The organism is Chitinophaga eiseniae (assembly GCF_012641265.1).
In the GTDB taxonomy this organism is placed as follows: domain Bacteria; phylum Bacteroidota; class Bacteroidia; order Chitinophagales; family Chitinophagaceae; genus Chitinophaga; species Chitinophaga eiseniae_A.
Map to the genome: position 1 here is coordinate 509,210 of NZ_JABAHZ010000004.1, position 25,622 is coordinate 534,831.

Here is a 25,622-nt window from a genome sequence, read left to right on the forward strand (position 1 = left end):
CAAAATTACATGATTTTTTATACCTTCATGTGGCATAATTACCCTATGCTTCGTAACTGTATGCGTTATATCCCTTGTTTGCTTACCTGCGCGGTAAGCGGTTTGTTGTCCCTGAGTGCCCTGGCCCAGGAAAATGGAAAAATGAAATTCGGGAAAGTCTCCAAAGAAGAATTTACCGACAAAAGATTTGAGAAAGATACCGGTGCTCACGCGGTCGTATTGTCGGAAATAGGATCTTCTGCCTTCGAAGCAGATGGGGGCGACTTACGCCTGGTCTATAAAGTACACCGCCGCGTAAAAATCGTGGATAAAAACGGCTTCGACCTGGCCACAGTGAGAGTGCCTCTATATAAAGGTGATACCAGGGAGGAGAAACTCCTCAATCTTAAAGCCGCCGCCTATAACCTGGAAAACGGGGAGGTGGTGGAAACCCGGATGGACAGCAAAAACATCTTTAACGACAAACAGGACAAATCCCTGATGGTAAAGAAGTTTACACTGCCGGCAGTAAAAGAAGGTACGATCATCGAATATACCTATACGGTGGCTTCCCCATTTTACCGTCACCTCCGCTCCTGGACCTTCCAGGGCGAATATCCCCGCCTCTGGAGCGAATACAGCGTGGCCATCCCGGAATATTTCGACTATATGCTCATCCCACAGGGATATGAAAAGTTTGCAGTAGAGAAGAAAGACTATAGCCGGGTTACCTTTTCCTTCCGCACGGAGCGTAGTGGTGCTACCGGTCCTGCCGACATGGTGACGGTAACACCTGGCGTAACCACCTATCACTGGGCGGTTAAAGAAATACCGGCTATCCACCCCGAAAGCTTCATCACCACAGTCGATAACTATGTGCGTAAAATAGAGTTCCAGCTGTCGGCCTTGAACTGGCCCAATGAAGCCCGCAAGCCTGTACAGAGCTCCTGGGAAGAACTCATGAAAGACCTGATGAAAGCGGAAGACCTGGGCGGTGTACTCAATAACAACAACGGCTTCCTTTCCGGTACGGTGGAAGATCTCGTGAAAAATGCCAAAACAGACCAGGAAAAAGCACAGCGGATTTATAACTGGGTACGTAATAACTATACCTGTACCGACCACAGCGCCCTGTGGATGGAGAAATCCCTGAAAACAGTGTTTTCCGGGAAGAGCGGTAACGTAGTGGAAGTAAACATGCTGCTGACGGCCATGCTCCGCAAAGCCGGTCTGAAAGCAGATCCTGTGCTACTCAGCACCCGCGACAACGGCTATGTGTACCAGTTTTATCCTCTGTACACCCACTTCAACTACATGGTAGTACATCTGACCATTGGCGACGAATCCCACGACCTGGACGCGTCGGAACCCCTGATGGGCTTCGGAAAATTGCCGCCGGTATGCTATAATGGCGCCGCCAGGACCATCGATGAATTTGCCACCCCCGTGTTTTTAAATGCTGATTCCCTGCGGGAACAGAAGTTTACGTCGGTATTGCTGGGTAAAATAGAAAATGGTGCAATAGCCGGAACATTTATGCAAAGGCCCACCTACTTTCAATCTTACAACATCCGCGAACAGGTGAAAGCGAAAGGCCGCGATGAGTTCTTCAAAAAAATAGCCAAGTCCTATACCGGGGAAATAGAACTGACCAGTAAAGACATCGAAGACATCGACAGCCTGGAATTACCCGTGATGACAAAATATGAGTTCAAAATGCAGGTAGGAGGAGAAGACATTGTATACATCAATCCATTGATGGGAGAGGCTTATAAATCGAATCCCTTCACATCTATGGAACGCAAGTTCCCCGTGGAAATGACCGGCGTTTCTGATGAAATCTATACTTTTAATATGGACGTTCCTGATGGCTATTTGGTAGATGAACTGCCTAAATCGGCGATCGCCAACTTTAATGAAACAGAAGGGCAATTTCAATACATGATTCAACAGGTGGAAGATCATATACAATTGCGTTGCCGCATCAAACTGACTAAGGCCAACTTTATGCCCGAAGACTATAGCGGCCTGCGGGAATTCTACGACCTGATCGTAAAAAAGGAAGCAGAACAGATTGTATTAAAGAAGAAAAAATAACGTATGCATAAGCTGCTAACAATCACCGTCACATTGCTGCTTGCCGTGGCCGCCCAACCCGCAAGGGCAGGCGATCCCGAATACCCGGTGAAAACCATTCCGGCTGCCCTGAAAGAAAATGCGCACATCGTTAAACGCCTGGATGAAACTACTATCAGGATAAATGATCTCACAGATATGCGTGTTAACCGGCACTACGTTATTACCGTGTTGGATGAAGCCGGCGCCAATGCTGCTATGCTGGTAGTTCCCTACAGTAAGCTCAGCGAAATACATGGTATCAGCGGTAGCCTTTACGATGCGGAAGGGAAACAGGTGAAACGCCTTAAACAAAGCGATATCAAAGACCTGAGTGCGGTAGATGATGGGAGCCTGATGACGGATGACCGTCTGAAAGCGCACCAGTTCTATTATAACGTATACCCATATACGGTAGAATACGAAGTCAGCGAACGCACCTATAGCACCCTTTCGATTCCAGGCTGGATACCCCAATCAAATATCGATTGTACTGTGGAACAAAGTATCCTGAAGGTAACAACGCCAGCCGATTTTATCCTGCGTTTCCGCAGCTATTTATACAACGGAGAACCAGTTACCACTACCGACAAGGACACCAAAACATATGCCTGGGAGGTAAAGCAGATCAAAGCGCTGAAGTCAGAATTAAATGCCGTGGAGTTTTACCGCCGTACACCTGCGGTATTCCTGGGAACTACCGATTTTGAATTGGATAAATATAAGGGCAACGCAAACTCCTGGAAAGGATTGGGTACTTTCTTTTACCAGCTTAATGCCGGCCGGGATGTGTTGCCGGATGCCACCAAAGCAAAGGTGCATGAACTGACCGACGGCCTGCATAGCAGGGAAGAAAAGATAAAAACACTCTACCGGTTTATGCAGCGTAACAACCGCTACATCAGTATACAGCTGGGAATAGGAGGATGGCAAACTTTTGATGCGGCTTCAGTTGCCACTAAAGGCTATGGTGATTGTAAGGCCTTATCCAACTACATGATGGCATTATTGAAAGAAGCAGGGATCAAATCCAATTGCGTATGGGTGAAAGCTGGCGAAAATACACATACTATCCGCGAGGATTTTCCTTCTTCCCAGTTCAACCACGCCATCCTCTGTGTGCCCGGCGAAAAGGATACCACCTGGCTGGAATGCACCGACCCTTATTTGCCCGCCGGCTACCTGGGTGGTTTTACAGACAACAGGCCCGTACTGCTGTTGGATGAAAAAGACAGTAAACTGGTGCGAACACCCGTGTATGGTATGGATTGTAACCAGCAAATCCGCCATATTAATGCTACCGTGGATTCCAGTGGAAACATAGCCCTGAATGCCGTAGTAGTGACCAGTGGCCTGCAACAGGATGATTTGCGCAACGCTATTCATCGCCTGAGCCGGGAAAAGCAACTGGAAATACTGCGCAAAGGCCTGGGGCTGTCGAGTTACGATATTGTGGATTATAATTGCAAAGAACTGGAAACTACAATCCCGGCTATTGAGGAGATGATGAAGGTAAAGGGAAATAATTATGCCACGGTAACGGGTAAACGAATGTTTATCTATCCCAATATCCTCGCCCGCGACGGGATGAAGCTGGAACCCGATACATCCCGCCAGTCGGATATCCGGTTGAATATGGCCTACCGCGATATTGATTCTGTAGAAATCATTCTCCCTGTGGGATATAAACCGGAATCTGTGCCAACACCGGTAAGCCTGTCTTCAAAATTTGGGAACTATAATGCTACTGTTATATTAAAAGGCAATACGGTAACCTATATACGAAAAATGGAACGGCAGTCGGGTACATTTCCTGCAGCAGAATATCCGGAGCTCGTGAAGTTCTATGGCGGCATTTACCGGGCCGATAGAAACAGGTTGGTATTGGTGAAAGAATAAAAATAGTTTTATAAAACAGGAACAGTCCCGCCAATGGCGGGACTGTTCCTGTTTTATACCTTTGATAGCAGTAGTTTATTTTTCCCTCACGCTCACAGAAATATGCCTGTCTTTTTTCCGTTCTTCATCCGGAGCATCTGCAGCTGCTTTGGCAAATTGTGAACCATAGCCTTCTGCTCCCAGCAGCTGGGCTTCATTGGCGCTTTGTTTCTTCAATGCCGTAAGCACGGATTCCGCCCTTTCTTTAGAAAGACGAAGGTTCGCAGTACTATCACCGGTACGGTCAGTATAACCGCCTATTTTGATTTTCGCCTTCGGGAAGGCTTTCAGAATAGCGGCAATATTACCTACCTGCTTCATACTTTCTTCTGTTAATTCTGCACTGCCGGTTTTGAAATTGAGATTGTCGAAATCAAACCATACATCTTTGCCCGGTTTACGGCTATCATCTTTCAGGAAGGTGACCAGCTGGTCTTCTATACCTCCTTTGAAGGCATCCAGTAGGGTGCCATTGGGTAAAGTGACTTTAATGCTTTCACGGCTGGTAGCAGCAGGCATAGCAGGACTCGGCACGGTCATAGAAGCCGAATCTGCCAGCTGCCCGGTGCTGATACTATCAGTAGTGGTGGTACCGGTTTTATTACCACCGCAACCCCGCATCAGGTACCACAGCAATATAATGGCAATCAATATCAATAGCAGCGACCATATCCAGCGATTGCTGCTGCTGGCTTGTCTCAGGTTTACTGCACCGGCAGTGGTAGCGGCGGCGCTGCCAAGGCCGCTGGCCAGTCCCCCCAGTTTCTTTCCCAACTCTCCAATGCTGCCCAGTCCCAATATGCCGGCAATATTCAATCCCCCAGGTATGCCGCCCAGGATCTTATCTTTTTGCGTATCCAGTAATGATAGAAATGAATTGGGCGTGAGATTATTTTGTACCGCATATTGCCCCACGGTACCTAATGTGGCCGGCGCTGCTGATTGTAACAACGTACTGGCCGATGATTCCTTTATACCCGCAAAATTAGACAGCATACTAATAATGGAATCTACTTTGTCTCCGAATAAACTGCGCAGCAGGTCCGCCCCCTTAGCGAGTAAACCACCCGCGCCACCCTGGATCGCACCCGCTACAGCCCCTGGATTGGCATCCCCGGCTACTCCCTTTACCATGTCCAGTAAACTGCCCGCATTGCCCGATGAGCCGGCCTTGTTTAACAGCCCGCTTAATACCACCGGCACAATTCCACTTAATGCTTTCTGAATACCTCCTTCACTCTCTCCAAGTTGTGAGGAAGCCTGACTAACTACATTGTTGTTGAAAATGTTCTTGGCGCTTTCCAGTAAATCGAAAGACATAATTGTAGGGTTTAATAATGAGGAATGTATTGCTAAGATTTGATACTTCTCTATGTGTAGACCGTATGCCGTCACAGGAATTTTATAACAACAGAGTCGGCCGTGTTGTTTGATTCTATCAGAATTTACCTTGTACCTCGCTGAAAATATATGCCTTACTTTAATTAATGAATTGATTTCTAAAGAGATACCTTGTTTGCCTGGCCGCCTCCGTCTACTAAAACCTGAAAAAATAGCAGTTTCCTCCTTCTCTTTCTGCTAAAAATGCAGTAAAACTTTATTGTATATGTCATAATTTCCGGATATACAACATTGGATCAGGGTTTGTTGTTACCTAAGCACGTTTGAGGACATCAAAAAAAGGAGAAAAATAACTAGATATGAATTTGAATAATTTCACTATAAAATCGCAGGAAATACTGCAACAAGCACAACAACTAGCCTTTAACAATCAGAACCAGTCCATCGAAACCGGTCACCTGCTGAAGGCTTTATTAAATGATGAAGATAGTCCCATTGAGTACTTATTGAAAAAGAACGATGTGAATACATCTTTCGTTACCAGTAAACTCAATGAGCAGATCAATAAATATCCCCGCATCGTAGGTGGAGAAGGTGGTCAATCCCTGAGCCGCGATGCCAACAACACAATACTCCGCGCCGGCGCTGCCATCAAGGAGTTTAAAGATGAATTTGTAAGCGTGGAACACCTCCTGCTCGGCATACTCGGCGGTAGCGACGATACCGCTAAACTGCTAAAAGACGCCGGATTAACCGAAAAAGGCCTGAAAGCCGCTATTAAAGAGCTGCGCAAAGGCGACACCGTTAATTCACAGACAGGCGGTAATCAATATAACACCTTACAGAAATATGCGAAGAACCTCAACGAAATGGCCCGGGAAGGTAAACTCGATCCCGTGATTGGCCGTGATGAGGAAATTCGTAGAACGTTACATATTCTTTCCCGCAGATCAAAAAATAACCCCATCCTGGTAGGTGAACCTGGTGTAGGTAAAACTGCCATCGTGGAAGGTCTCGGACACCGGATCATCAACGGCGACGTACCGGAAAACCTGAAATCTAAAACCATCTATGCCCTGGATATGGGAGCCCTGATGGCAGGTGCTAAATACCGTGGTGAGTTTGAAGAAAGGTTGAAAGGCGTAGTAAAAGAAGTAGCCGAAAGCAATGGGGAAATCATCCTCTTTATAGATGAGATTCATACCCTGATCGGCGCCGGTGCAATGGAAGGTGCCATGGATGCGGCTAATATCCTGAAACCCGCCCTGGCAAGAGGAGAGCTCCGCGCTATTGGTGCTACCACGCTCAATGAATACCAGAAATATTTTGAGAAAGATAAAGCGCTCGAACGCCGCTTCCAGAAAGTATTGGTAGACGAACCTTCTGTAGAAGATGCCATTTCTATCTTACGCGGACTGAAAGAAAAGTATGAAAGTCACCACCATGTGCTGATCAAAGACGAAGCCATTATTGCCGCCGTTGAATTATCGCACCGCTATATTACTGACCGCTTTTTACCAGATAAGGCCATCGACCTGATTGATGAAAGCGCGGCGAAACTCAGGCTGGAAATGAATTCTATGCCGGAAGAACTGGATGAACTGGAAAGAAGGATCAGGCAGCTGGAAATTGAACGGGAAGCAATTAAGCGCGAAAACGATGAAGATAAACTGCGTGAACTGGGCGAAGAAATTGCCCGCCTCGGTGAAGAACGCAATACCTTCAAAGCTAAATGGCAGGCGGAAAAAGAAGTAGTGGACCAGATACAGAATGCCAAGTCAGCGATCGAAAACCTGAAACTGGAAGCGGAACAGGCCGAGCGTAACGGCGATTTCGGACGTGTAGCGGAAATCCGCTATGGTAAGGTGAAAGAACAGGAAAAACTGGTAACCGACCTGACAGAAGAATTGAATAAAATATCTGCCAATCATAAACGTCTTCTTAAAGAGGAAGTAGATGCAGAGGATATCGCAGAAAATGTAGCTAAAGCAACCGGTATCCCCGTATCTAAAATGATGCAGAGTGAAAAAGATAAATTGTTGCAACTGGAAGAAGAGCTGCATCAACGGGTAGTAGGACAGGATGAAGCCATCATCGCAGTATCCGATGCTATTCGCCGCAGCCGCGCAGGATTACAGGATCCGCGCCGACCTATCGGTTCTTTTATCTTCCTGGGTACTACCGGTGTGGGTAAAACAGAGTTGGCCAAAGCATTGGCAGAATACCTGTTCGATGATGAAAACATGATGACCCGCATCGACATGAGCGAATACCAGGAAAAGCACTCCGTAAGCCGGCTGGTAGGAGCGCCTCCGGGATATGTGGGATATGATGAAGGCGGACAACTCACAGAAGCCGTACGCCGTAAACCCTATTCAGTAGTGCTGCTCGATGAAATCGAAAAAGCGCACCCGGATACTTTTAACATTTTGTTACAGGTGCTCGATGATGGACGCCTCACCGATAACAAGGGAAGGGTGGTGAATTTCAAAAACACCATCATCATCATGACCAGCAACATGGGTAGTCATATCATCCAGGAAAACTTTGAAAATATTACCGATGCCAATAGGGAAGAAGTAGTAGATAAAACGAAGGAAGAAGTAATGTCATTGCTGAAACAAACCATCCGTCCGGAGTTCCTGAACAGGGTAGATGAAGTAATCATGTTCCAGCCTTTGATGAGAAGTGAAATTAAAGGAATAATTAACATTCAGTTACAACAACTGAAGGACATGGTAGCAAAAAATGGCATGATATTGGAATTTTCTGATTATGCGCTCGAATACCTCTCTGTTCAAGGTTATGACCCACAGTTTGGAGCAAGACCGCTGAAACGCCTCATTCAGAAAGAAATCATTAACCTGCTTAGTAAGAAAATTCTCGCAGGCGACATTGACAAATCCAAACCAGTGTTGATTGATGTGTTTGATGGCGTAGTAGTAATAAGAAACAAGTAATTCTAAATACGACGATACATAGTTAACGATAAGCTCCGCGATTCTTCGCGGGGCTTTTTTATGGTCTGTACTTATACCGCATGGAGCAGACGGGTTTTATCAGTCGCTTTCAGTAAATTTGAAAGAATCAAAACTTAAACGATATGCCGGGAGAAAGAGAAAGAAGATTTATGCAGCATGCCATTGCATTGTCCCGCCGGGGCATGGAAAATGGTGATGGCGGGCCTTTTGGGTCTATTGTCGTAAGAGGTGATGAGATAGTGGGAGAGGGATGGAACCAGGTGCTTTGTGATACCGATCCTACGGCGCATGCGGAAGTGGTGGCGATTCGTGCGGCCTGTAAAAAGCTCGGCACTTTCCAGTTGCACGATTGTGAAATCTATACTTCCTGTGAGCCATGTCCTATGTGCCTGGGCGCCATTTACTGGGCGCGCCCGCAGCGGGTATACTATGCCAATACCAAGGAAGATGCCGCTGCGATCGATTTTGATGATTCATTCATTTACCGGGAAATAAACGTGCCGCATACCGATAAAAAGATTCCACTGATTGCTATGCCGGAAGCCGCTGCCCTGGAAGTATTCAGCGACTGGAAAGAGAAGGGAGATAAGACATTGTATTAAAGCAGATAGCTGTTAGCTTTGGCTAACAGCTATCTGCTTTAATGTTTTATAGTAGAAAAATGATAGGCCCAGAAAAGTGCCAGTAATAAGAAAAGTATACAGAGTATAATAACGGCCAGGTATATATAATTTTCAGATTTTCTCCGGGAGCGGTAACGGGTGCGTAGTTTTTTCAGCAGCTCCCATTTCATCTGCCGGATCCACCCGGGGATCTTTTCCTTATCTTTTATAGCTTCCAGCCCTTCCAGTGCATCGCTGCACAGCTCACAATCAGACAGGTGCATTTCCACTTCGTGTTGTTCTTCAGCCGTCAGCTTACCCTGCACATAGTCCAGTAGCTGCTGTTGTGAAAGACAGCGTGTTGTTGAAAAGATATCGTTGAAATGCTCGTTCATATCACTATGGATGCAAATTAACTTTTATTTGCGCGTTGTTGTTTTTCCAGTAAAAGTTTCAGGTTTCGCTTGCCATTTTGAATATAGCTTTTCACCTGTAGTAAACTATACCCCGTTTGATCAGCTATGTCCTGGTAGGATTTCTTCTCCAGGTAAAACAGCCGCACACAGTCCCGTTGCTCAGGATTCAACTGGTTCATCGCCTGTTCCATATTTTCCAACAGGAGATCCTTTTCCTGGTATACCCCCTTATCTTCCTGTTCTGCTGCGATGCCTCCCATATGCTTGTCGGAAATTTCTTCCTTATATTTCATATGCTTTTGCCGCAACTGCATCAGGCAGTAGTTTTTTGTTACCTGGTATATCCAGGCCCTGAAATACTGTATCTCATGTTTATTGATGTCGGACAACATCTTGAGAAAGATTTGCTGCACGGCATCCCGTGCATCTTCTTCATTCTTCAGGTACTTCATGCACATACCCAGCAGTAGCAGGGCATAGCGATCAAACAGCACACCGATCCAATCACTGTTGTTGTCAGCTTTGAACCGCTGTAGTAGCTCCTGGTCTGTTAGTTGTTGTATGGCTGGATTATTCACAGGCTAATAAATGGAATGCTGCATACTAGATGCAGCATTCACAAAAATCCATAATATTTTCTGATATAAAAAGTTTACATGCTATCCAGCGCCTGCTTGGCGGCGTCTTTCATGCTGCCGTCCATGCGTATTACCTCACGGAACATGCGGCGGGCTTTGCCCATTTGTCCTTTGCTGCGATAGCAGATAGCGAGTTGATAGCGGGCCAGTTCCACGTACTTGCCGGAGCTGACAGATTCCAGTCTGCGGTACCTGTCTATCGCTTCACCCAGGTTACCTTGTTGCTGGTATACCATAGCGGCTTTATAAAGGTATTCGTCACTGTTGATGGGTAAGGCGGCGGCTGATTCTTTTTTAGCCGGTTCAGGTGCCTTTTGTTCTTTGGCTACCTGGGCTGGCTTATTATCCGGTTTTGCAGTCCCCTTGGTATCGTCATCTTTGGCTTTATCATCATTCTTATCCGCCTTATCCGCCGCGGCTTTACGGATGGAATCCTGTTTTTGCTTCAGCAGGTTGGCCTGCTGTACTTTGCGGATACTGTCGGCCGCCGCTTTATGTTGCGCGGCTTTCAGGGCGGCTGCTTTTTTCAATGCAGCAGAATCTACAGGCTTCTGGGCCGCTGCCAGGACCGGTTTTGCCGGCGGCGTGACGGGCGCCGTATGTGTCGCTTCCGGCGCAGGCGTGGTAGTATGATCTACAGGCGTTACAACCGGAGGATTGCTGGCGGCGGTAATGGCGGTGCTGTCCTTTGCAGGCAGGCCGGCCATTATGTGCACGGGCGGCGGCTGGTTCCTTATATGGCCACGCATTACATATACGCTGCCTATGCCGAGCCCGATAAAAGCAACGATCCAGAAGTATACCAGCATATGTTCTTTGTTCTTTTCCTTGCGGGTATACTGGGCTATCTTCTGGGTATGTGAAACAGGCTGAATGCTGCTATGTACATAGCGTTGCAGCTTATTGGTCAGGTCCTGGTACCTGTCTGTATTTTCTTCCTTTTCCAATGCCTGCAGTGCATCAAAGCACAGGTCGCAATCTGTGAGATGCTGCTCTACCAGGTGTTTTTCTACATCGGTCAACCGGCCTTCCAGGTAACGTGGAAGCTGATCCCTGCTGAGGCAACGGATCGTAGAAAAAATCTTTAGTACTTTATCGTTATTCGGTTTACTACTTAACATATCCATTCATAAATAGCTTGGCAAGTTTTCCTTTGGCGGCTTTCAGCTGTGTTCTCAGTTTTTCCCTGGAGATACCGGTGGTAGCGGAAAGGTCAGCAAAGGGTTTATTTTCAAGATAGAATTGCGTGATGAGTGCCCGGTCGTCGGCATTAAGTCGCTGTAAAGCCTGTTCCAGCCGTACTATCAGGTCCTGCCGGTCAATGATATTAGTAGCGGCTTTGTCTACAGTATTCTCGATATGGAGTAAATCTCTGCCATCGCGTGATGGATAGAACGGGGTATTTTTCTCTGGTTTACCGAGATACCCTTTCTGTATATGTAAAATCCATTCGTTTACCTTGTAGATCGTTTGGGTTTTAAGACTGGCACTTAATCTTTGGAGGAGAGAAGGAAAGACTACGTTGGGGTCCAGGTTAGATTGCGGACTTAAATGGGGGAGGGTAACTGCAACCAGCAGATGGCTGTACCTGTCCATCAATACGCCTTCTGCCTCGCGGTCATGTTGTTTTCTGGCGCGGGATATTAGCTCTTTGTCCGATAAATTGGTTAACTGTTGTTGCATAAACTTATTACTTTATATTTACGTACAAAAGCGGAAAAAGTTCATTCAGCGCATAATATTATTGAATAATAAAACGGATTTATACAATTAATATGCCATACGCCATTGTAACTGTGCCAGTTGCGCCATTGCGGGGAACGGCCTCACACAGGAGTGAAATGATTTCCCAGCTGTTATGGGGTGCCGCTGTATCTGTTATTGATACGGCTCCGGATGGCTGGGTACAGGTAAAAAATCAATACGACGGGTATATGGGGTGGGTCACCGCCGCCCACCTGGAAACCATTGACGAAGCGCTTTTCCTGGAACCGGCTACCAGGTATCTGCCGGGTTGGGTAAATCGCGTTACGATGAACGGGGTGCCTATGCTGGTGCCTTTCGGTTGCCTGGTGAAAGGGCACGGCGACACAGCCGTTCAATGGGGTTCTATCACCGTAAAATTCGAAGATAAACCAGTTTTGTTAAATAATAACAATTCGGTAGATGTTGATGCACTTAAAGCAGCGGCAGCACAGTTCTTAAATACCGGCTACCTCTGGGGAGGTACCAGTGTATTTGGCGTGGATTGTTCCGGCTTTACACAAAACGTGTTTAAACTCTCCGGTATCTCCCTCCTTCGGGATGCTTATCAACAGGCTGGCCAGGGGCAGTTGGTAGGATTTCTACAGGAGGCACAGCTGGGCGACCTGGCCTTTTTTGATAATGAAGAGGGACGCATTACGCATGTGGGCATCCTGCTCAACGATCATGAAATCATCCACTCTTCCGGCAAAGTACGCATCGATGCCATCGATAATGAAGGGATTATTAATACCGATACCGGCGTTCGTACGCACCGGCTGCGGATTATAAAACGATTTTTTTAGGAGCGAAAAGCATAAAGCCGAAAGCAAAAAGCCATTGTGGAGAAGAACTCTGCGAGTATTTAAAATTCGCTTAGATCAATCTTCACAATGGCTTTTTGCTTTCGGCTTTATGCTTTTCGCTTTTATCAGCTCTGCTTGAAAATCTTGCGGTAATCCTCGAAGCTCTTCACAATAATCTCTTCTGCTTTTACTTTGTTCTGGAATTCTTCTACCACTACGGTTTTCTTTTCCAGCTTTTTGTACTCTTCAAAGAAATGACGCATTTCATCGATGAAGTGAGGAGGTAATTCAGAAATATCGTTGATATAGTTTACACTCATATCGTTGGCAGCTACTGCGATGATTTTGTCATCTGCTTCACCACCATCTATCATCTGCATTACACCAATTACTTTGGCTTCAATGATACACATGGGTACGCACTCTATTTGAGAAAGCACCAGGATATCGAGTGGATCGTGGTCATCGCAATAAGATTGTGGAATAAATCCGTAGTTGGCAGGGTAGTATACAGATGAATATAGTACGCGGTCCAGTTTCAGCAAACCGCTTTCTTTATCCAGTTCATATTTGGCACGGCATCCCTTTGGAATCTCTATAATGGCATTTACAATGTTAGGCACTTCAGAACCGGGATTCACACTGTGCCAGGGATTTGTCATCATAATAATCTACTTTACTTTAAGGTTTATTGTTCAATATTGGATTAATGCTGAAAAGTGAATAAAACACTCACCTCACTTTTCATGAAGATATGGTCAAAAGGTTCCGTTAAGTAAAAACAGGAAATAAGCCACACATTCAATCATTAATGCGTGGCAAAATTAAGGTAACTGGCCGTTAATAGCTAAAAATTATCCTCCTTTTGTACAAAAAGCCAAAGAGAGGAGAAAATTATTTAGTTTCAGGCAGTATAGCACCGGCGGAAGATGCAGTATCGGCCGGCAATACAGTGGTGGAGTCAAATGTGTTGCCAGTTTGTGGCGCGTAATTAGGAATGATGCTGTCGAAAGTCAGGGAAATTTTCCACTGTCCGTTTTCCTTCACCATTTGTAGCACTTCTTTCTGGTGGGCAGATGAGTTCAGGATGGTAACAGCCGCTTTGTCGCCATTCTCTTCTATATTCACCACTTCTATCTTTGCATTTTTAATTTTCTCTCTTTCTGCTCCACTGCGGCGGCCGTCGAAAATAGCATAGATCTGTATTACCTGTTGGGATTCTTTGGTGGCATAATCCCTTGCCTGGTCGTAGTTCGAATCCTGAATGGCATGCATAAAGGCCAGCGCCACCTCTTCTGGGGTAGCCCTCTTCTTACAACTGCCCAGCAGGAAGGTTGTAGTCAATGCCAGTGTCATGATTCGAAAAAAATTGGTCATGCGGTCGATAATTATAATATATCACAACAAAAATAGGGGTAAACTTCAATTCTGCAAAGTCTTACGACTACAGCTACGCTTATTCACAGGCTCCCGGACTGAATTTTCCCTCACGTAAAAACAGGTGAACTTACGGTAAACGCCGTTAACAAAGAGTTAATATTTGATAATCCGGCTATTTTGCCGGGTACTGATATGGCTGCCGGGAATACTCCGGAAGTGTAACAGGCCCCACAAAATAGCCGGTAATAAATCGGTTTATTTGTCCTTGTTAGCGTCGTATGCCTTGATGATTGCTTTTACCAGGCGGTGTCTTACCACATCTTCTTCATCAAGTTCCACATGCCCTATCCCCTCAATATTACGAAGGATGCGGGTGGCTCTTTCCAGACCGGATTGCTGATTTTTTGGTAAATCTATCTGGGTAAGGTCACCGGTGATGATGGCCTGTGCAGAAGCGCCAATACGGGTTAGAAACATCTTGATCTGTAAATCAGTGGCATTTTGCGCCTCATCCAGGATAATAAAGGAATTATCCAGGGTACGGCCACGCATATACGCCAGCGGGGCAATTTCAATAACACGGTTGGTCATATAATAACTCAGCTTTTCAGCCGGGATCATATCGTCCAGCGCATCATACAGGGGACGCAGATAAGGGTCAATTTTTTCTTTCAGATCTCCCGGCAGGAAACCCAGGCTTTCACCCGCTTCCACGGCTGGACGTGTCAGAATAATCTTTTTAACCGCTTTGTTTTTCAATGCGCGTACCGCTAATGCCACTGCCGTATAGGTTTTACCAGTACCAGCCGGACCTATCGCGAAAATAATGTCATTCTTTTCCGCCATAGCCACCATCTTCTTCTGGTTGGATGTACGCGCCCTTACTGTACGACCGTTAGGACCAAACACCAATACTTCATTGGGGTTACGCTCACTGAAATTATCGATTCTTGTGCCCTCCTCATCTCCAAGTATCTGTTCAAAATAGTTCTCCGTAAGATTACCATTCCGCTCCAGGTACTTAACGATCTGACTGATTTTTTCCTCCGCTGTAGCCACTTCTTCCGGTGCCCCACTCAATTTTAACTGGGTGCCCCTGGATAGGATCTTCAGCAATGGGAATTTCTTTTTCAGCAGATCGAGCTTTCCGTTATTAACGCCGAAAAACTCTATGGGATTAATACTGTCTAAATTGATAATGGATTCAGTCAATGATTCTATGATTTAATTGTCCAGGAAATTGCTGTTCGTATCGAATATATTTAAATCTTGTATAACCTGGAGGCCGCAATTGTTAAGCTATCACTAAATTCTATACCCATTCTGCTTGAAAGACTCCACTTTAGCGGCAATATCCTTGTTGCCTAAAGCGAGAATACGGGCGGCCAGGATAGCTGCGTTACGGGCACCCGCTTTACCTACTGCCAGGGTACCAACCGGTAAACCCGCAGGCATCTGTACTATTGAATACAGCGCATCAACACCACCAGGTAAACCACCATCTAAAGGAACTCCCAGAACTGGCAGCGAAGTGTAAGCAGATACCACTCCCGGTAAGGCTGCTGCCATGCCGGCCGCGGCAATAATTACGCCAAATCCCTTCTCCTGTGCAGTTATACACAATTCTCTTACTTTATCAGGATTCCGATGCGCAGAAGCCACAATCATCTCATTCTCGATGCCAAAATATTGAAGGTGTTTTTGTGATTCTTCCATTACTGGTTTGTCACTCTCAGAACCCATGATAATCAAAACTTTCATCTCTTGATATTTAAGTAAAAATGTTAATGTAATAAGTTGCCCCAAAGATATTGATCGTTTAACAATTTGAAAAAACTGAAAATCCACAGCTAGTGGATAAATGATACACTTTACCCATGCTTCCCCTTGTTAATAGCGCTTTTATAAGGAATTGACCTTTCCGGAACATTTTATTACTTTTACTTGTACAATAGTGTTTTTTGTTATATTATGCCTACTTTCGGCATTCAGGACACAACGATCTTAGTCACTGCTATCATATGAATGTAGTTATGCTGGAACAGCATTACCGGCACTTGCAACACCTTGAATCCGCCATTAATGCCTGTGCACTCTCTGTTACAATCAACACTGTGGGAACAGTGACTGCGGTAAATACGCAGGTGGTAACGGCATTACTGCAACCAGCCGAAGCATTGGTAGGTCAGCCCGCAGCCAGCATACTCCCGCCCGCCGATCCCCGGCAATGGCAACGCATCTGGACATCCCTGCTCGCCGGGCAGCCCGTACAGGAACAGGTTTGCTTCCTGAAACCAGACCAACAACCGCTCTGGCTCGAAGCCGGCATCAGCCCCCTTATGCAGGAAGATGGTACCATGGCCCATTGCATACTCATTGGTATGGATATCACTGCCCGCAAACTCGCTGAAATCAAACGGGCGCAGAATGAACCCTACTATAGCCAGGTACTGGAAAATCTTCCACTCGGCCTCCAGCAATTTTCTCCCGACGGGAACAGCATCGACCTGAATACCCGCCAACGGGAAATATGGGGAGAAACACATGCCTTCTTTACCAAACCTGGCTACAACTGGCTGGAAGACCCCTTCTACCGCCTCAATGGCCTCGTGGGGATGTTTGATGAAGTACTTAAAACCGGTAAAACACTCAAACGGGAAGTGCTCCTCAGCTACCGCGAGAAAACCAACGAAAACATCACCAGGCTATACCCGGTATACTTTGAAGCCACCATCTTCCCGCTCACCGATCCACAGCGGAATATGGTCAATATCTTCCTCATATTGGATGATATCACGGAAAAAAAGCTCTCGGAACTCAGCCTGCAGAAAAGCGAAAGACTCCTCGACAATATCATCGAAAACCTGCCCATCGGCTATATCCAGTTCGATAACTTCGGTTTTATACGCCGCATTAATCAAACCCAACGCCAGTTCTTCCAATCGCCGCATCTCACCATGATGCGCCAGCCCTTCAACGTAATGAACGATAGCCTGGCCACCATGTTCGAATTGGATAAACTCTTCCTCCAGGCCCTGGAAGAAAATAAGTCCCTGCGCGTGGAGAAACGCATCGACTTCTCCCAGGACAAACGCTGGACTACAGTAGGACGCGAAGTATACTTCGACCTCACCGTATTCCCGGTGATTGAACCCGTGGATAAAGAAATGATCGTTGTGGCCCTGGTCAATGATATTACCGATAAAAAAATGCAGGAGCTGGAAAACCGGAAAAACCAGGAATTCCTGCAACAAACCGGCAGCATCGGCAAAATAGGCGGCTGGGAACTGGACCTGGAAAGTAAACAGGTACGGTGGACCGACCAGTCGTACTATATCCACGACTGCACACCCGGCTCCCCGGTCGACTACGAAAGCGCCCTGTCGTTCTATACCCCGGAAGCCCGTGAAAGCCTGGAAATACTGGTCCATCAGTGTATGAGCACAGGTAAGCCCTTTGATGCCCAACTCTCTATTATTTCTGCCCGCCAGCAGCTGAAAAGAGTGCGCTCTATCGGTCAGCCGGGGTATGTAAATGGGAAACTGGTACGCATGTACGGGGTAGTACAGGATATTACCGAACAGGTGGAAATAAAGGACGCACTCTCCCGCAATACAGAGCTGATGCGGCTTTTCTTCGATACCATCGATATGGGATACGCTGCTATGGAAAGAAACGGCAATCTCAACTTCCTCAACCGCAAGGCAGAAAAGATGATCGGCCATCCGGTAGCCATTGGCAGCAATATCTTCGAAGAATTTCCCCGCCTGAGCGGCACCGTTTTTTACGCCAGGCTCCGGGAATGTATACAACAACAAACCTCTCAGTCCTTCGGCATCTATTTCCCGGTAGTCGACAAATGGTACGATTTTCTGCTCACACCCATGCAGGACGGCGGTATTTCCGTATTTATGCGCGATATCACCGACAGCAGGAAATTGCAGAAAGAACTGAGAAAAGCCAACGACCAGTTATCCAATCTCAATAAAAACCTGGTTAACCAGAATAAGCAGCTGGAAGACTTTGCCCATATTACTTCTCATAACTTGCGGGCGCCCATCGCCAATCTCAAGGCGCTGATGCAAATGCACAATGAAGCCATTGCGCAGCAGGAGCGGGATCTGTACCTGGGCATGGTGCACGAAGTCATCAAAAAAATTGATGAAACCCTCAACGACCTGGTGGAAGTAGTACAGATACGTAAAGACGTAAATGTGGAAAAGGAAAAACTACTCTTTGCCGAGCGCTTACAAAAGGTAAGGGATGTGCTGCTGGTAGATATTGAAACCAGCCATATTCAAATTACCTTTGACTTTGATGAAGAACCGATGATTGAATATCCCAAGGTATACCTGGACAGTATCCTGCAGAATTTTATTACCAATGCGATCCGCTATCGATCCTCAGAACGCACGCCCGCAGTGCATTTGAAAACCTGGAAGGAGAACGACAACATCGTACTGAGCGTACAGGACAACGGGGTGGGCATAGATATGGAGCGTTTTGGCAGCAAACTTTTTGGGTTCAGAAAAACATTTCACAAAAACAAAGATGCAAAGGGAATCGGCCTGTTCATTACCAAAACCCAGGTGGAGGCGATGGGGGGTAGTATACGGGCTGAAAGTCATCCTGGCGAGGGAACAAAATTTATTATTACATTTAGATCCGAATAAACCCCCTTTATGAAGTTGATCGATACGATTTTTATTGTAGATGATGACCCGATTCACCAGCAGATTGCTAAAATCATGATCGAACGTCAGGCTATCAGTAATCACATACGTGTATTTTCAGATGCACAGGATGTACTGGACTATCTCCGTACCAACGCCAGCAGTCCCGAAGCCTTACCGGATCTTATTTTGCTCGATCTCAATATGCCGGTGATGGATGGTTGGGAGTTCCTGGAAGAGTATGCCGGGTTCTGCACACAGCTCCCCAAGAACATCCGGATCTTTGTATTGACCTCATCCATTGATGAGAAGGACAAGGAGCGCGTGAGCGGCTACAGCTTTGTAACCGGCTATCTTACCAAACCTTTATCCAAGGAGATTATTGCGCACTTGTCTTAAGGAGATGAATCATCTTTTCAGGATCGGCTGCGGAAAAGACCGCACTGCCTGCCACTAATACATTGGCTCCCGCCTGGATTAACTGCCCGGCATTTTCGGGTCCTATGCCTCCATCCACTTCTATCAACGCATGGGCATGATGATCTGTGATCAGCTTCCGCAGTTGCCTGATTTTATGATAGGTCTGCTCAATAAAGGTTTGACCACCGAAACCAGGGTTTACACTCATCACCAGTACCACATCGATATCACGAATCACATTTTCCAATAGCTCAATAGGTGTATGCGGATTCAGGGCTACGCCGGCTTTCATGCCCAGGCCCTTGATTTGCTGGATATTCCGGTGCAGGTGTATACAGGCTTCATAGTGCACCGTTAAAATATCGGCGCCCGCTTTTTTGAAATCTGCCGCATACTTCTCCGGCTCTTCTATCATCAGGTGTACATCGCAGGGCTTATTGGCCTTTTGTTTGATCTGGGCAATGACCGGCAGGCCGTAACTGATATTCGGTACAAACCGGCCATCCATCACATCGAGATGAAACCAGTCAGCCTCACTACGATTAACCATGTCCACTTCTTTTCCCAGCTCCAGGAAATTCGCTGCCAGCAAGGACGGCGCCACTAAAACAGGATGTTTTTCCAAATGCAATATTTTTGAGTCATGTAAATGTAAGCAATTAAGGCTTCAGTCGCTGTAAGGCCTCCCTGGCTTCTTTGAAATCTTTTTTGAAGGAAGTAGCTTTGGCATAATCATCTATGGCCATGGCTTTATTGCCTTGCTGCTCCTGGCTCTCCGCCCGGTAGTAATAGGCCCAGGCATCGGTAGGCGCAGCTTTGGCGGCCAGGTTAAAATAAGTATAAGCCTGTTTCCAGTCCCGCTTACCCCGGTAAATTTTGCCGATAGCCAGGTAGGCTGGCTCAAACCCCGGATCTGCTATAATGCACTGGCGATAAGTAGCCAACGCATGCTCCGGATTGTTGAGATAGGTTTCCTGCGCCTGCCCGGCTTCATACAGGGGCCCGGCATTGGTGGTATCCATCCGCCAGGCCTGTTGGTAATAGTCGACAGCACGGGATTCTTTCCTGCTGCGCAACAAATCACCCAGTTCCATCACGGCTTCAAATTCCGCCTGGTTGCCGGCTGCCTGCACGGCGGTGGTGAGGTGCTGAATAGCGGCCGCTGTATCCTGCCGGTCTTCTGCCATTCTCGCTTTCAGGTAAAAGGCTTTGTCGCGCGCATCTTTGCTTTTTGCCAGCACACCGGCAATACTATCGGCCGGACCATACTGTTTATTTTCAATCATAGCGGTGGCCAGGCGATATTGCAGGTACGTATAGCCGGGAGCGATAGCCAGCGCTTTCTCGAAACTGCTGGCGGCTTTGGCGTAGTTGTTCACTACCAGCGCGGCTTCGCCGGCGCCGGCCCAGTAATCCGTATTGGAAGGTTGCAGGGAGGCCGCTTTCTCAAAATCAGCCTGCGCCAGCTGCGGGTTGGTGTTAAACAACAGCAGGGCACGGCGGTAATACAGGGCATCATTTTCCGGAAACCGTTGTATGGAATCTGTAACAGGGCGGATAATATCACTATATAAGGCCGAATCAGCAGCATTGGCATCAGCTGCGTGACGGGTGCCGGACTCATGACAGCCTGCGGCACCCACGAACAACAGGAGGATAGATAAATACTTCATACTGGCGCCAAAACTACAGAATCATTACCGCATTAACCAGTTTTTAAGCGTAGCATAATCTGCTGGCAATAAGGTAGCCTCTTTTTCCTTGCTGTATAACGACATCACCTTGGCGGGCGTGTATATTTCTTCCCGGATAGATTTCGGTGCGGTGTCTTCAAATTTCACGGGGTGCGCTGTTTCCAGGAAAACCCCCGTCAGTTCCGGCGAATTTTGCAGGTAGCGCTGTAAGCCCATAAAACCTACGGCCCCGTGCGGGTCCAGCATATAGTGATGTTCTTTCCACACCTGTTCCATGGTACGGATAGTATCTTTATCATTAAAGCTATAGGCGGTAAATCGCTCTGCCAGCTGGGGAAGGTTGTTACCGAATAACTGTAAGATCCGTACGAAATTACTGGGGTCGGCTACGTCCATCGCATTGGAGAGGGTAGGAGTAGCGGTACCCGGCTCGTATTTGCCGCTGGCCATGAAGCGGGGTACTGTATCATTTACATTGGTGGCGGCCACAAAGTGTGAAATGGGCAACCCTATGGCGGCAGCCATCATACCGGCGCATATATTACCGAAATTGCCGCTGGGCACAGAAAATACCAGGCGTGGATGGGCCGCTTTCATTTGTTTGTAAGCCAGGAAATAATAAAACATCTGCGGCAACCAGCGGGCTACGTTGATGGAATTAGCGCTGGTCAATGGCCGGTGGGCTTGTAATTCCGCATCCAGGAACGCTGTTTTTACCAGCTGCTGACAGTCGTCGAAGGTGCCGGCAATTTCCAGCGCATGTATGTTATGCCCTAAGGTAGTAAGCTGCTTTTCCTGTAAGGTACTCACCTTCTTTGATGGATATAGGATCACTACCTCTACACCTGGCACCTGGTAGAAGCCATGGGCCACGGCACCGCCGGTATCGCCGGAAGTGGCTACCAGCACAGTAACCGGCTGTGTGGCATTGCGGCGGAAATAGCCCAGGCAGCCGGCCATAAACCTGGCGCCTACATCTTTAAAAGCAAGCGTAGGGCCGTGGAACAGTTCCAGCGCATAAGTATGACCGGTTACTTTTTGTACCGGGAAAGGAAAATGTAAGGTATCTGCTACGATCTTTTTTAATGCTGCTTCGGGTATTTCATCTCCAACAAACGGGCGGATGACGTTAAGTCCGATTTCATGATCCGTATAATCTTGCAGGTGACTAATAAAATCTTTGTCTAAGCTGGGAATTTGCTCCGGGAAGTAAAGTCCCCTGTCTGGTGCTAACCCTTGTACAACTGCTGTCTCGAAATTTACCTGGTGCTGCTTGTTTTGTAAGCTGAAATACTGCATGAATAAAACGTTGTTAAAAGGTTAGTCAATCACTTTTACACCTGCGGTGTTGATTTGGGATACATAGATTTTATAATCTACTCCCAGTGGTGCGTAAACGCTATCCATGGTGGCCGCTACTTTGCGGGCATTCTCTTCACCTTTGCTCAGCATAAAAACAGATGGGCCGGAACCGGAAATTCCTCCGCCCAGTGCGCCGGCTTCTTTGCACTTTAATTTCAGCTCATGAAATGCCGGTATCAGGATGGCCCGTACCGGTTCTACAATCACATCTTCCAGCGAACGGCTGATCAGCTCATAATCGTCCTGGTAAAGGCCGGCTACCAGCGCGGCCACATTGCCCCACTGGCGGATGGCGTCAGTCATCAGTACTTTTTGTTTCAGTATCTCGCGTGCATCCGACGTTTTTACTTCGATCTGGGGGTGTATAACAGTCACCCATAAATGCTCCGGTGTACGCAAACCGGTAATATCCAGTGGGCGGTAGCTTCTCACCAGGGTAAAGCCGCCCAGGATGGCCGGTGCTACATTATCCGCATGAGCAGAGCCACAGGCCAGCCTTTCGCCTTCCATGGCAAAACGCACCAGTTGTTTTTTGGTAAAAGGTTCGCCCAGCAGGTGATTTACGCCTACTACGGCGCCCGCACTGCTGGCAGCGCTGGAGCCAATACCGCTGCCCGGATGTATATTTTTAAAGATCTCTATTTCAATACCAATATCAGGTCGCTCATATTTCTGTAATAACGCCTGAACAGCCACCCCGGCCACATTCCTGGAAGCTTCCAGCGGTAGGTCGGCGCCATGGATGGCGGTAATACGGATGCCGGGTTCACTGCTCCTGCGGAGAATCATCTCGTCTCCCGGCGCATCCAGGGCCAGTCCTATTACGTCAAATCCACAGGCAACATTGGCCACAGTTCCCGGCGCAAATACTTTGATACTATCCATAAACCGTATTAGTTAGTTTAATTTAAGAATTGATTTTTACGTTTGCAACTATGCCGCAAAGTCTTCATACAAAATTTATAATCTGGCACTGCGGATAATATCTGCAAATATGCCGGAGGCGGTAACATCGGCGCCTGCACCTGCGCCTTTTACGATCAGCGGCTGGTCTTTATAGCGACTGGTACTATACAGTACGATGTTATCCTTGCCTTCCAGTTTATAAAACGGGTGGTCCACGCCTACGCTTTGCAGGCCCACAGATGCTTTGCCATCTTCATAACGGGCTACAAATTTCAATCGCTTGCCCTCTGCAGCAGCGGCTTCCCGCAATCCCTGGAAGTGGCCGGCATGTACATCCAGTGTTTCGTAAAAGTCTGCCACCGATGGCGCATCCAGGCAGGCACCGGGGAGGAAAGAGTAGTTGGTGATTTCATCCATCTCAATGGCGGCGCCACTTTCCCGCGCCAGGATCAATATCTTTCTCATCACATCTTTCCCACTCAAGTCTATCCGCGGATCTGGTTCGGTATATCCTTCATCCTGTGCGGCTTTTACTACCTGCCGGAAACTGGTGCCATTCACAAAATGATTAAATACAAAGTTCAGGCTGCCGGATAATACGGCTTCTATGCTATGTACCTTATCACCGCTCCGGATCAGGTCATTCAGTGTGTTGATCACTGGTAAACCGGCGCCCACATTAGTTTCAAACAGGAAGGAGGCATTGTATTTCCGGGCCAGGTCTTTCAGTTTCTTGTAGTAGGCATAATCGGAAGAACAGGCAATTTTATTGCAGGTGACTACGGAAATACCATGTTGCAGGAACTCGTGGTATACGGCAGCAATGTCAGCACTGGCGGTATTATCTACAAATACGCTGTTGCGAAGGTTCAGCGCTTTGATTTGTTGTACAAAATCATCAGTGCTCAGATGCGCTCCGCTGGCCAGTTGGGTACGCCAGTCATCGAGTACAATGCCGGTTTCAGCTACCAGGGTATGTTTGCTGTTGGCCAGCCCGATCACCCTTACCTGCAAGCCCAGCTCGTTGCGCAGGTAATGTTCCTGCTGCTGCAGTTGTTCCAGTAGTTTACTACCCACATTGCCTACGCCGGCTATGAAGAGGTTGATCTGTTTGAGCGGTGTTTCAAAGAATGTTTCGTGCATCACGTTCAGTGCTTTCCTGATATCTGACTTGTTGATGACTGCGGAAATATTTTTTTCGGTAGATCCCTGTGCGATGGCCCTTACGTTGATACCATTTCTGCCAAGAGTACCGAAAAGCTTGCCGCTGGTGCCATGATGATTTTTCATGTTATCGCCTACTACGGCCACAATGCAGAGATCTTTTTCTACCTGCAACGGTTCTATACGTTTCTCCAGTATTTCCTGGCCAAACTCACTGTCTACCGCAGTTTTGGCTTTCAGCATATCTGCTTCATGAATACCTACGGTGATGGAATGCTCAGAGGAACTCTGGGTAATCAGGATTACGTTGATGCGTTCCCGTAGCAGGGATTCGAACAGGCGTTTGGAGAATCCTGGAATACCCACCATGCCGCTACCCTCGAGGGTGAGCAGGGCAATATGCTGAATACCGGAGATACCGGTAACGGGTAAACTCCGTTCTTCGTTGTCCTGTATCAGGGTGCCATGATCTTCTGGTGCAAAAGTATTTTTGATCCAGATGGGAATACGTTTACTCATCACCGGCTGAATGGTGGGAGGGTAGATGACTTTGGCGCCGAAGTGCGACAATTCCATGGCTTCTACATAAGAGATATGTGAAATAGGAATGGCCTGTGATACCATGCGGGGATCGGCGGTCATCATGCCGCTTACATCTGTCCATATGTCAAGTGCCGACGCATTTACAGCGGCAGCTATAATAGAGGCGGTGTAATCGGAGCCGCCCCGGCCCAACGTGGTGGTTTCTCCATCTGCTGTAGCGGCTACAAAACCGGGAAGTACTACGTAATCACTGGTGTTCTGTGCAAAGAACTGTGCAATATTGTGGTTGGTGGTAACAAAGTTAACGGTAGCATGACCGAATTGCTGATCGGTAACAATCAGTTCGCGGCTGTCTTTACAGCTGGCGGAAAATCCCTGTTGTTTCAGTTTTTCTGCTACGATCACGCAGGACATCAATTCGCCGTAGCTCATGATTTTGTCGAGCGTGCGGGGACTTAGTTCCGCTACCTGGAAGATGCCATCACAGAGGTTTTCCAGGGCATTGAGTTTTTTCTTCAGCTGGCTGATCTGGCTGCTTTGTGCCGTGATAGGGAACAGCTCACGGATAGTATCCAGGTGCCTGGCTTCAATTTCCTGCAACACTTCTTTGTAGGCTTCCTGGCCTTTTTCAGCCAGTTGACCACAGCGTATAAGTTTGTCCGTAATTCCTCCCAGTGCGGATACTACAATGGCATACTGTCCTGCAGGTTTATATTGTTTGAGGATGTGACAAACCTGTTCTATTGCTTTGGCGCTTCCTACTGAAGTGCCGCCGAATTTTAATACTTGCATATGGAAAATTTATACGTAGATAACTCCGGGTCCTCCCGGTTAGGTACCACTTGTTGTGGTCATTGGATCATATGTGAAAACTAACCCCGCACTGGGGTTGTAATAATGGTAGACGTGGTCGCCATAGTG

At 47.2% G+C, this 25,622-nt stretch carries 21 protein-coding genes; 7 read left to right on the plus strand and 14 right to left on the minus strand.

All coding sequences use genetic code 11. From position 1 onward, the window contains the following. Positions 1-45: 45 nt before the first annotated feature. Together HGH91_RS19030 and HGH91_RS19035 are read left to right on the plus strand one after the other, a co-directional pair. Positions 46-2,076, plus strand: a complete 2,031-nt coding sequence (locus HGH91_RS19030; RefSeq protein ID WP_168740383.1) for a DUF3857 domain-containing protein — start codon at positions 46-48, stop codon at positions 2,074-2,076. 3 nt (positions 2,077-2,079) lie between these two features. Next, positions 2,080-3,993, plus strand: a complete 1,914-nt coding sequence (locus tag HGH91_RS19035) for a DUF3857 domain-containing transglutaminase family protein (protein WP_168740384.1) — start codon at positions 2,080-2,082, stop codon at positions 3,991-3,993. Between the two features lie 75 nt (positions 3,994-4,068). Here HGH91_RS19035 and HGH91_RS19040 read toward each other — a convergent pair whose 3' ends face one another. Beyond that, positions 4,069-5,352, minus strand: a complete 1,284-nt coding sequence (locus HGH91_RS19040) for an OmpA family protein (RefSeq protein WP_168740385.1) — start codon at positions 5,350-5,352, stop codon at positions 4,069-4,071. Between the two features lie 380 nt (positions 5,353-5,732). On the opposite strand from HGH91_RS19040, the gene clpB reads away from it, so the two are divergent. Beyond that, the gene (clpB, locus tag HGH91_RS19045) at positions 5,733-8,333 is read left to right on the plus strand and encodes an ATP-dependent chaperone ClpB (protein ID WP_168740386.1); all 2,601 of its coding nucleotides are present in this window, start codon (positions 5,733-5,735) and stop codon (positions 8,331-8,333) included. Between the two features lie 143 nt (positions 8,334-8,476). Then, positions 8,477-8,956: a nucleoside deaminase gene (locus HGH91_RS19050; protein WP_168740387.1), complete on the plus strand. Its 480-nt coding sequence runs from the start codon at positions 8,477-8,479 to the stop codon at positions 8,954-8,956. Between the two features lie 38 nt (positions 8,957-8,994). Here the strand turns inward: HGH91_RS19050 and HGH91_RS19055 are convergent, their stop codons facing one another. The 4 genes from HGH91_RS19055 to HGH91_RS19070 form a co-directional block, all read right to left on the minus strand. Continuing rightward, on the minus strand, positions 8,995-9,351 hold the full coding sequence (locus HGH91_RS19055; protein WP_168740388.1) for an anti-sigma factor family protein: 357 nt from the start codon (positions 9,349-9,351) through the stop codon (positions 8,995-8,997). 17 nt (positions 9,352-9,368) lie between these two features. Next, the gene (locus HGH91_RS19060; protein ID WP_168740389.1) at positions 9,369-9,950 is read right to left on the minus strand and encodes an RNA polymerase sigma factor; all 582 of its coding nucleotides are present in this window, start codon (positions 9,948-9,950) and stop codon (positions 9,369-9,371) included. Between the two features lie 74 nt (positions 9,951-10,024). After that, positions 10,025-11,131 (minus strand): zf-HC2 domain-containing protein, encoded by a 1,107-nt coding sequence (locus HGH91_RS19065; protein ID WP_168740390.1) that lies wholly within the window; start codon positions 11,129-11,131, stop codon positions 10,025-10,027. Next, positions 11,121-11,693: an RNA polymerase sigma factor gene (locus HGH91_RS19070; RefSeq protein WP_168740391.1), complete on the minus strand. Its 573-nt coding sequence runs from the start codon at positions 11,691-11,693 to the stop codon at positions 11,121-11,123. The genes HGH91_RS19065 and HGH91_RS19070 overlap by 11 nt, the downstream gene beginning before the upstream one ends. A 92-nt stretch (positions 11,694-11,785) precedes the next feature. Here HGH91_RS19070 and HGH91_RS19075 point away from each other — a divergent pair, with 92 nt between their 5' ends. Further along, positions 11,786-12,559, plus strand: a complete 774-nt coding sequence (locus HGH91_RS19075) for a C40 family peptidase (RefSeq protein ID WP_211092355.1) — start codon at positions 11,786-11,788, stop codon at positions 12,557-12,559. Positions 12,560-12,684: 125 nt separating this feature from the next. Here the strand turns inward: HGH91_RS19075 and HGH91_RS19080 are convergent, their stop codons facing one another. From HGH91_RS19080 to purE, 4 genes are all read right to left on the minus strand, one after another. Continuing rightward, positions 12,685-13,224 (minus strand): inorganic diphosphatase, encoded by a 540-nt coding sequence (locus tag HGH91_RS19080; RefSeq protein ID WP_211092356.1) that lies wholly within the window; start codon positions 13,222-13,224, stop codon positions 12,685-12,687. Positions 13,225-13,453: 229 nt separating this feature from the next. Next, positions 13,454-13,936: a DUF4878 domain-containing protein gene (locus tag HGH91_RS19085; RefSeq protein ID WP_168740392.1), complete on the minus strand. Its 483-nt coding sequence runs from the start codon at positions 13,934-13,936 to the stop codon at positions 13,454-13,456. Positions 13,937-14,194: 258 nt separating this feature from the next. Beyond that, complete coding sequence (locus HGH91_RS19090) at positions 14,195-15,151, minus strand: PhoH family protein (RefSeq protein WP_168740393.1); 957 nt, start codon at positions 15,149-15,151, stop codon at positions 14,195-14,197. Between the two features lie 93 nt (positions 15,152-15,244). Beyond that, entirely contained in the window at positions 15,245-15,700 is a 456-nt protein-coding gene (gene purE, locus HGH91_RS19095; protein ID WP_145669256.1) for a 5-(carboxyamino)imidazole ribonucleotide mutase, read from the minus strand. 260 nt (positions 15,701-15,960) lie between these two features. Between purE and HGH91_RS19100 the strand changes: the two genes are divergently transcribed. Continuing rightward, positions 15,961-18,612: a PAS domain-containing sensor histidine kinase gene (locus tag HGH91_RS19100; protein WP_168740394.1), complete on the plus strand. Its 2,652-nt coding sequence runs from the start codon at positions 15,961-15,963 to the stop codon at positions 18,610-18,612. Positions 18,613-18,621: 9 nt separating this feature from the next. Beyond that, entirely contained in the window at positions 18,622-19,011 is a 390-nt protein-coding gene (locus HGH91_RS19105; RefSeq protein WP_168740395.1) for a response regulator, read from the plus strand. Here the strand turns inward: HGH91_RS19105 and rpe are convergent. From rpe to thrA, 5 genes are all read right to left on the minus strand, one after another. Then, positions 18,992-19,657, minus strand: a complete 666-nt coding sequence (rpe, locus tag HGH91_RS19110) for a ribulose-phosphate 3-epimerase (protein WP_145669264.1) — start codon at positions 19,655-19,657, stop codon at positions 18,992-18,994. The genes HGH91_RS19105 and rpe overlap by 20 nt on opposite strands. 34 nt (positions 19,658-19,691) lie before the next feature. Further along, positions 19,692-20,705, minus strand: a complete 1,014-nt coding sequence (locus HGH91_RS19115; protein WP_168740396.1) for a tetratricopeptide repeat protein — start codon at positions 20,703-20,705, stop codon at positions 19,692-19,694. A 24-nt stretch (positions 20,706-20,729) separates the two neighbouring features. Next, on the minus strand, positions 20,730-22,025 hold the full coding sequence (gene thrC / locus HGH91_RS19120; protein WP_168740397.1) for a threonine synthase: 1,296 nt from the start codon (positions 22,023-22,025) through the stop codon (positions 20,730-20,732). Positions 22,026-22,046: 21 nt separating this feature from the next. After that, positions 22,047-22,973: a homoserine kinase gene (locus HGH91_RS19125; protein WP_145669277.1), complete on the minus strand. Its 927-nt coding sequence runs from the start codon at positions 22,971-22,973 to the stop codon at positions 22,047-22,049. A gap of 75 nt (positions 22,974-23,048) precedes the next feature. Continuing rightward, positions 23,049-25,493, minus strand: coding sequence for a bifunctional aspartate kinase/homoserine dehydrogenase I (thrA, locus tag HGH91_RS19130; protein ID WP_168740398.1), 2,445 nt, complete (start codon positions 25,491-25,493; stop codon positions 23,049-23,051). Between the last annotated feature and the right edge of the window lie 129 nt (positions 25,494-25,622).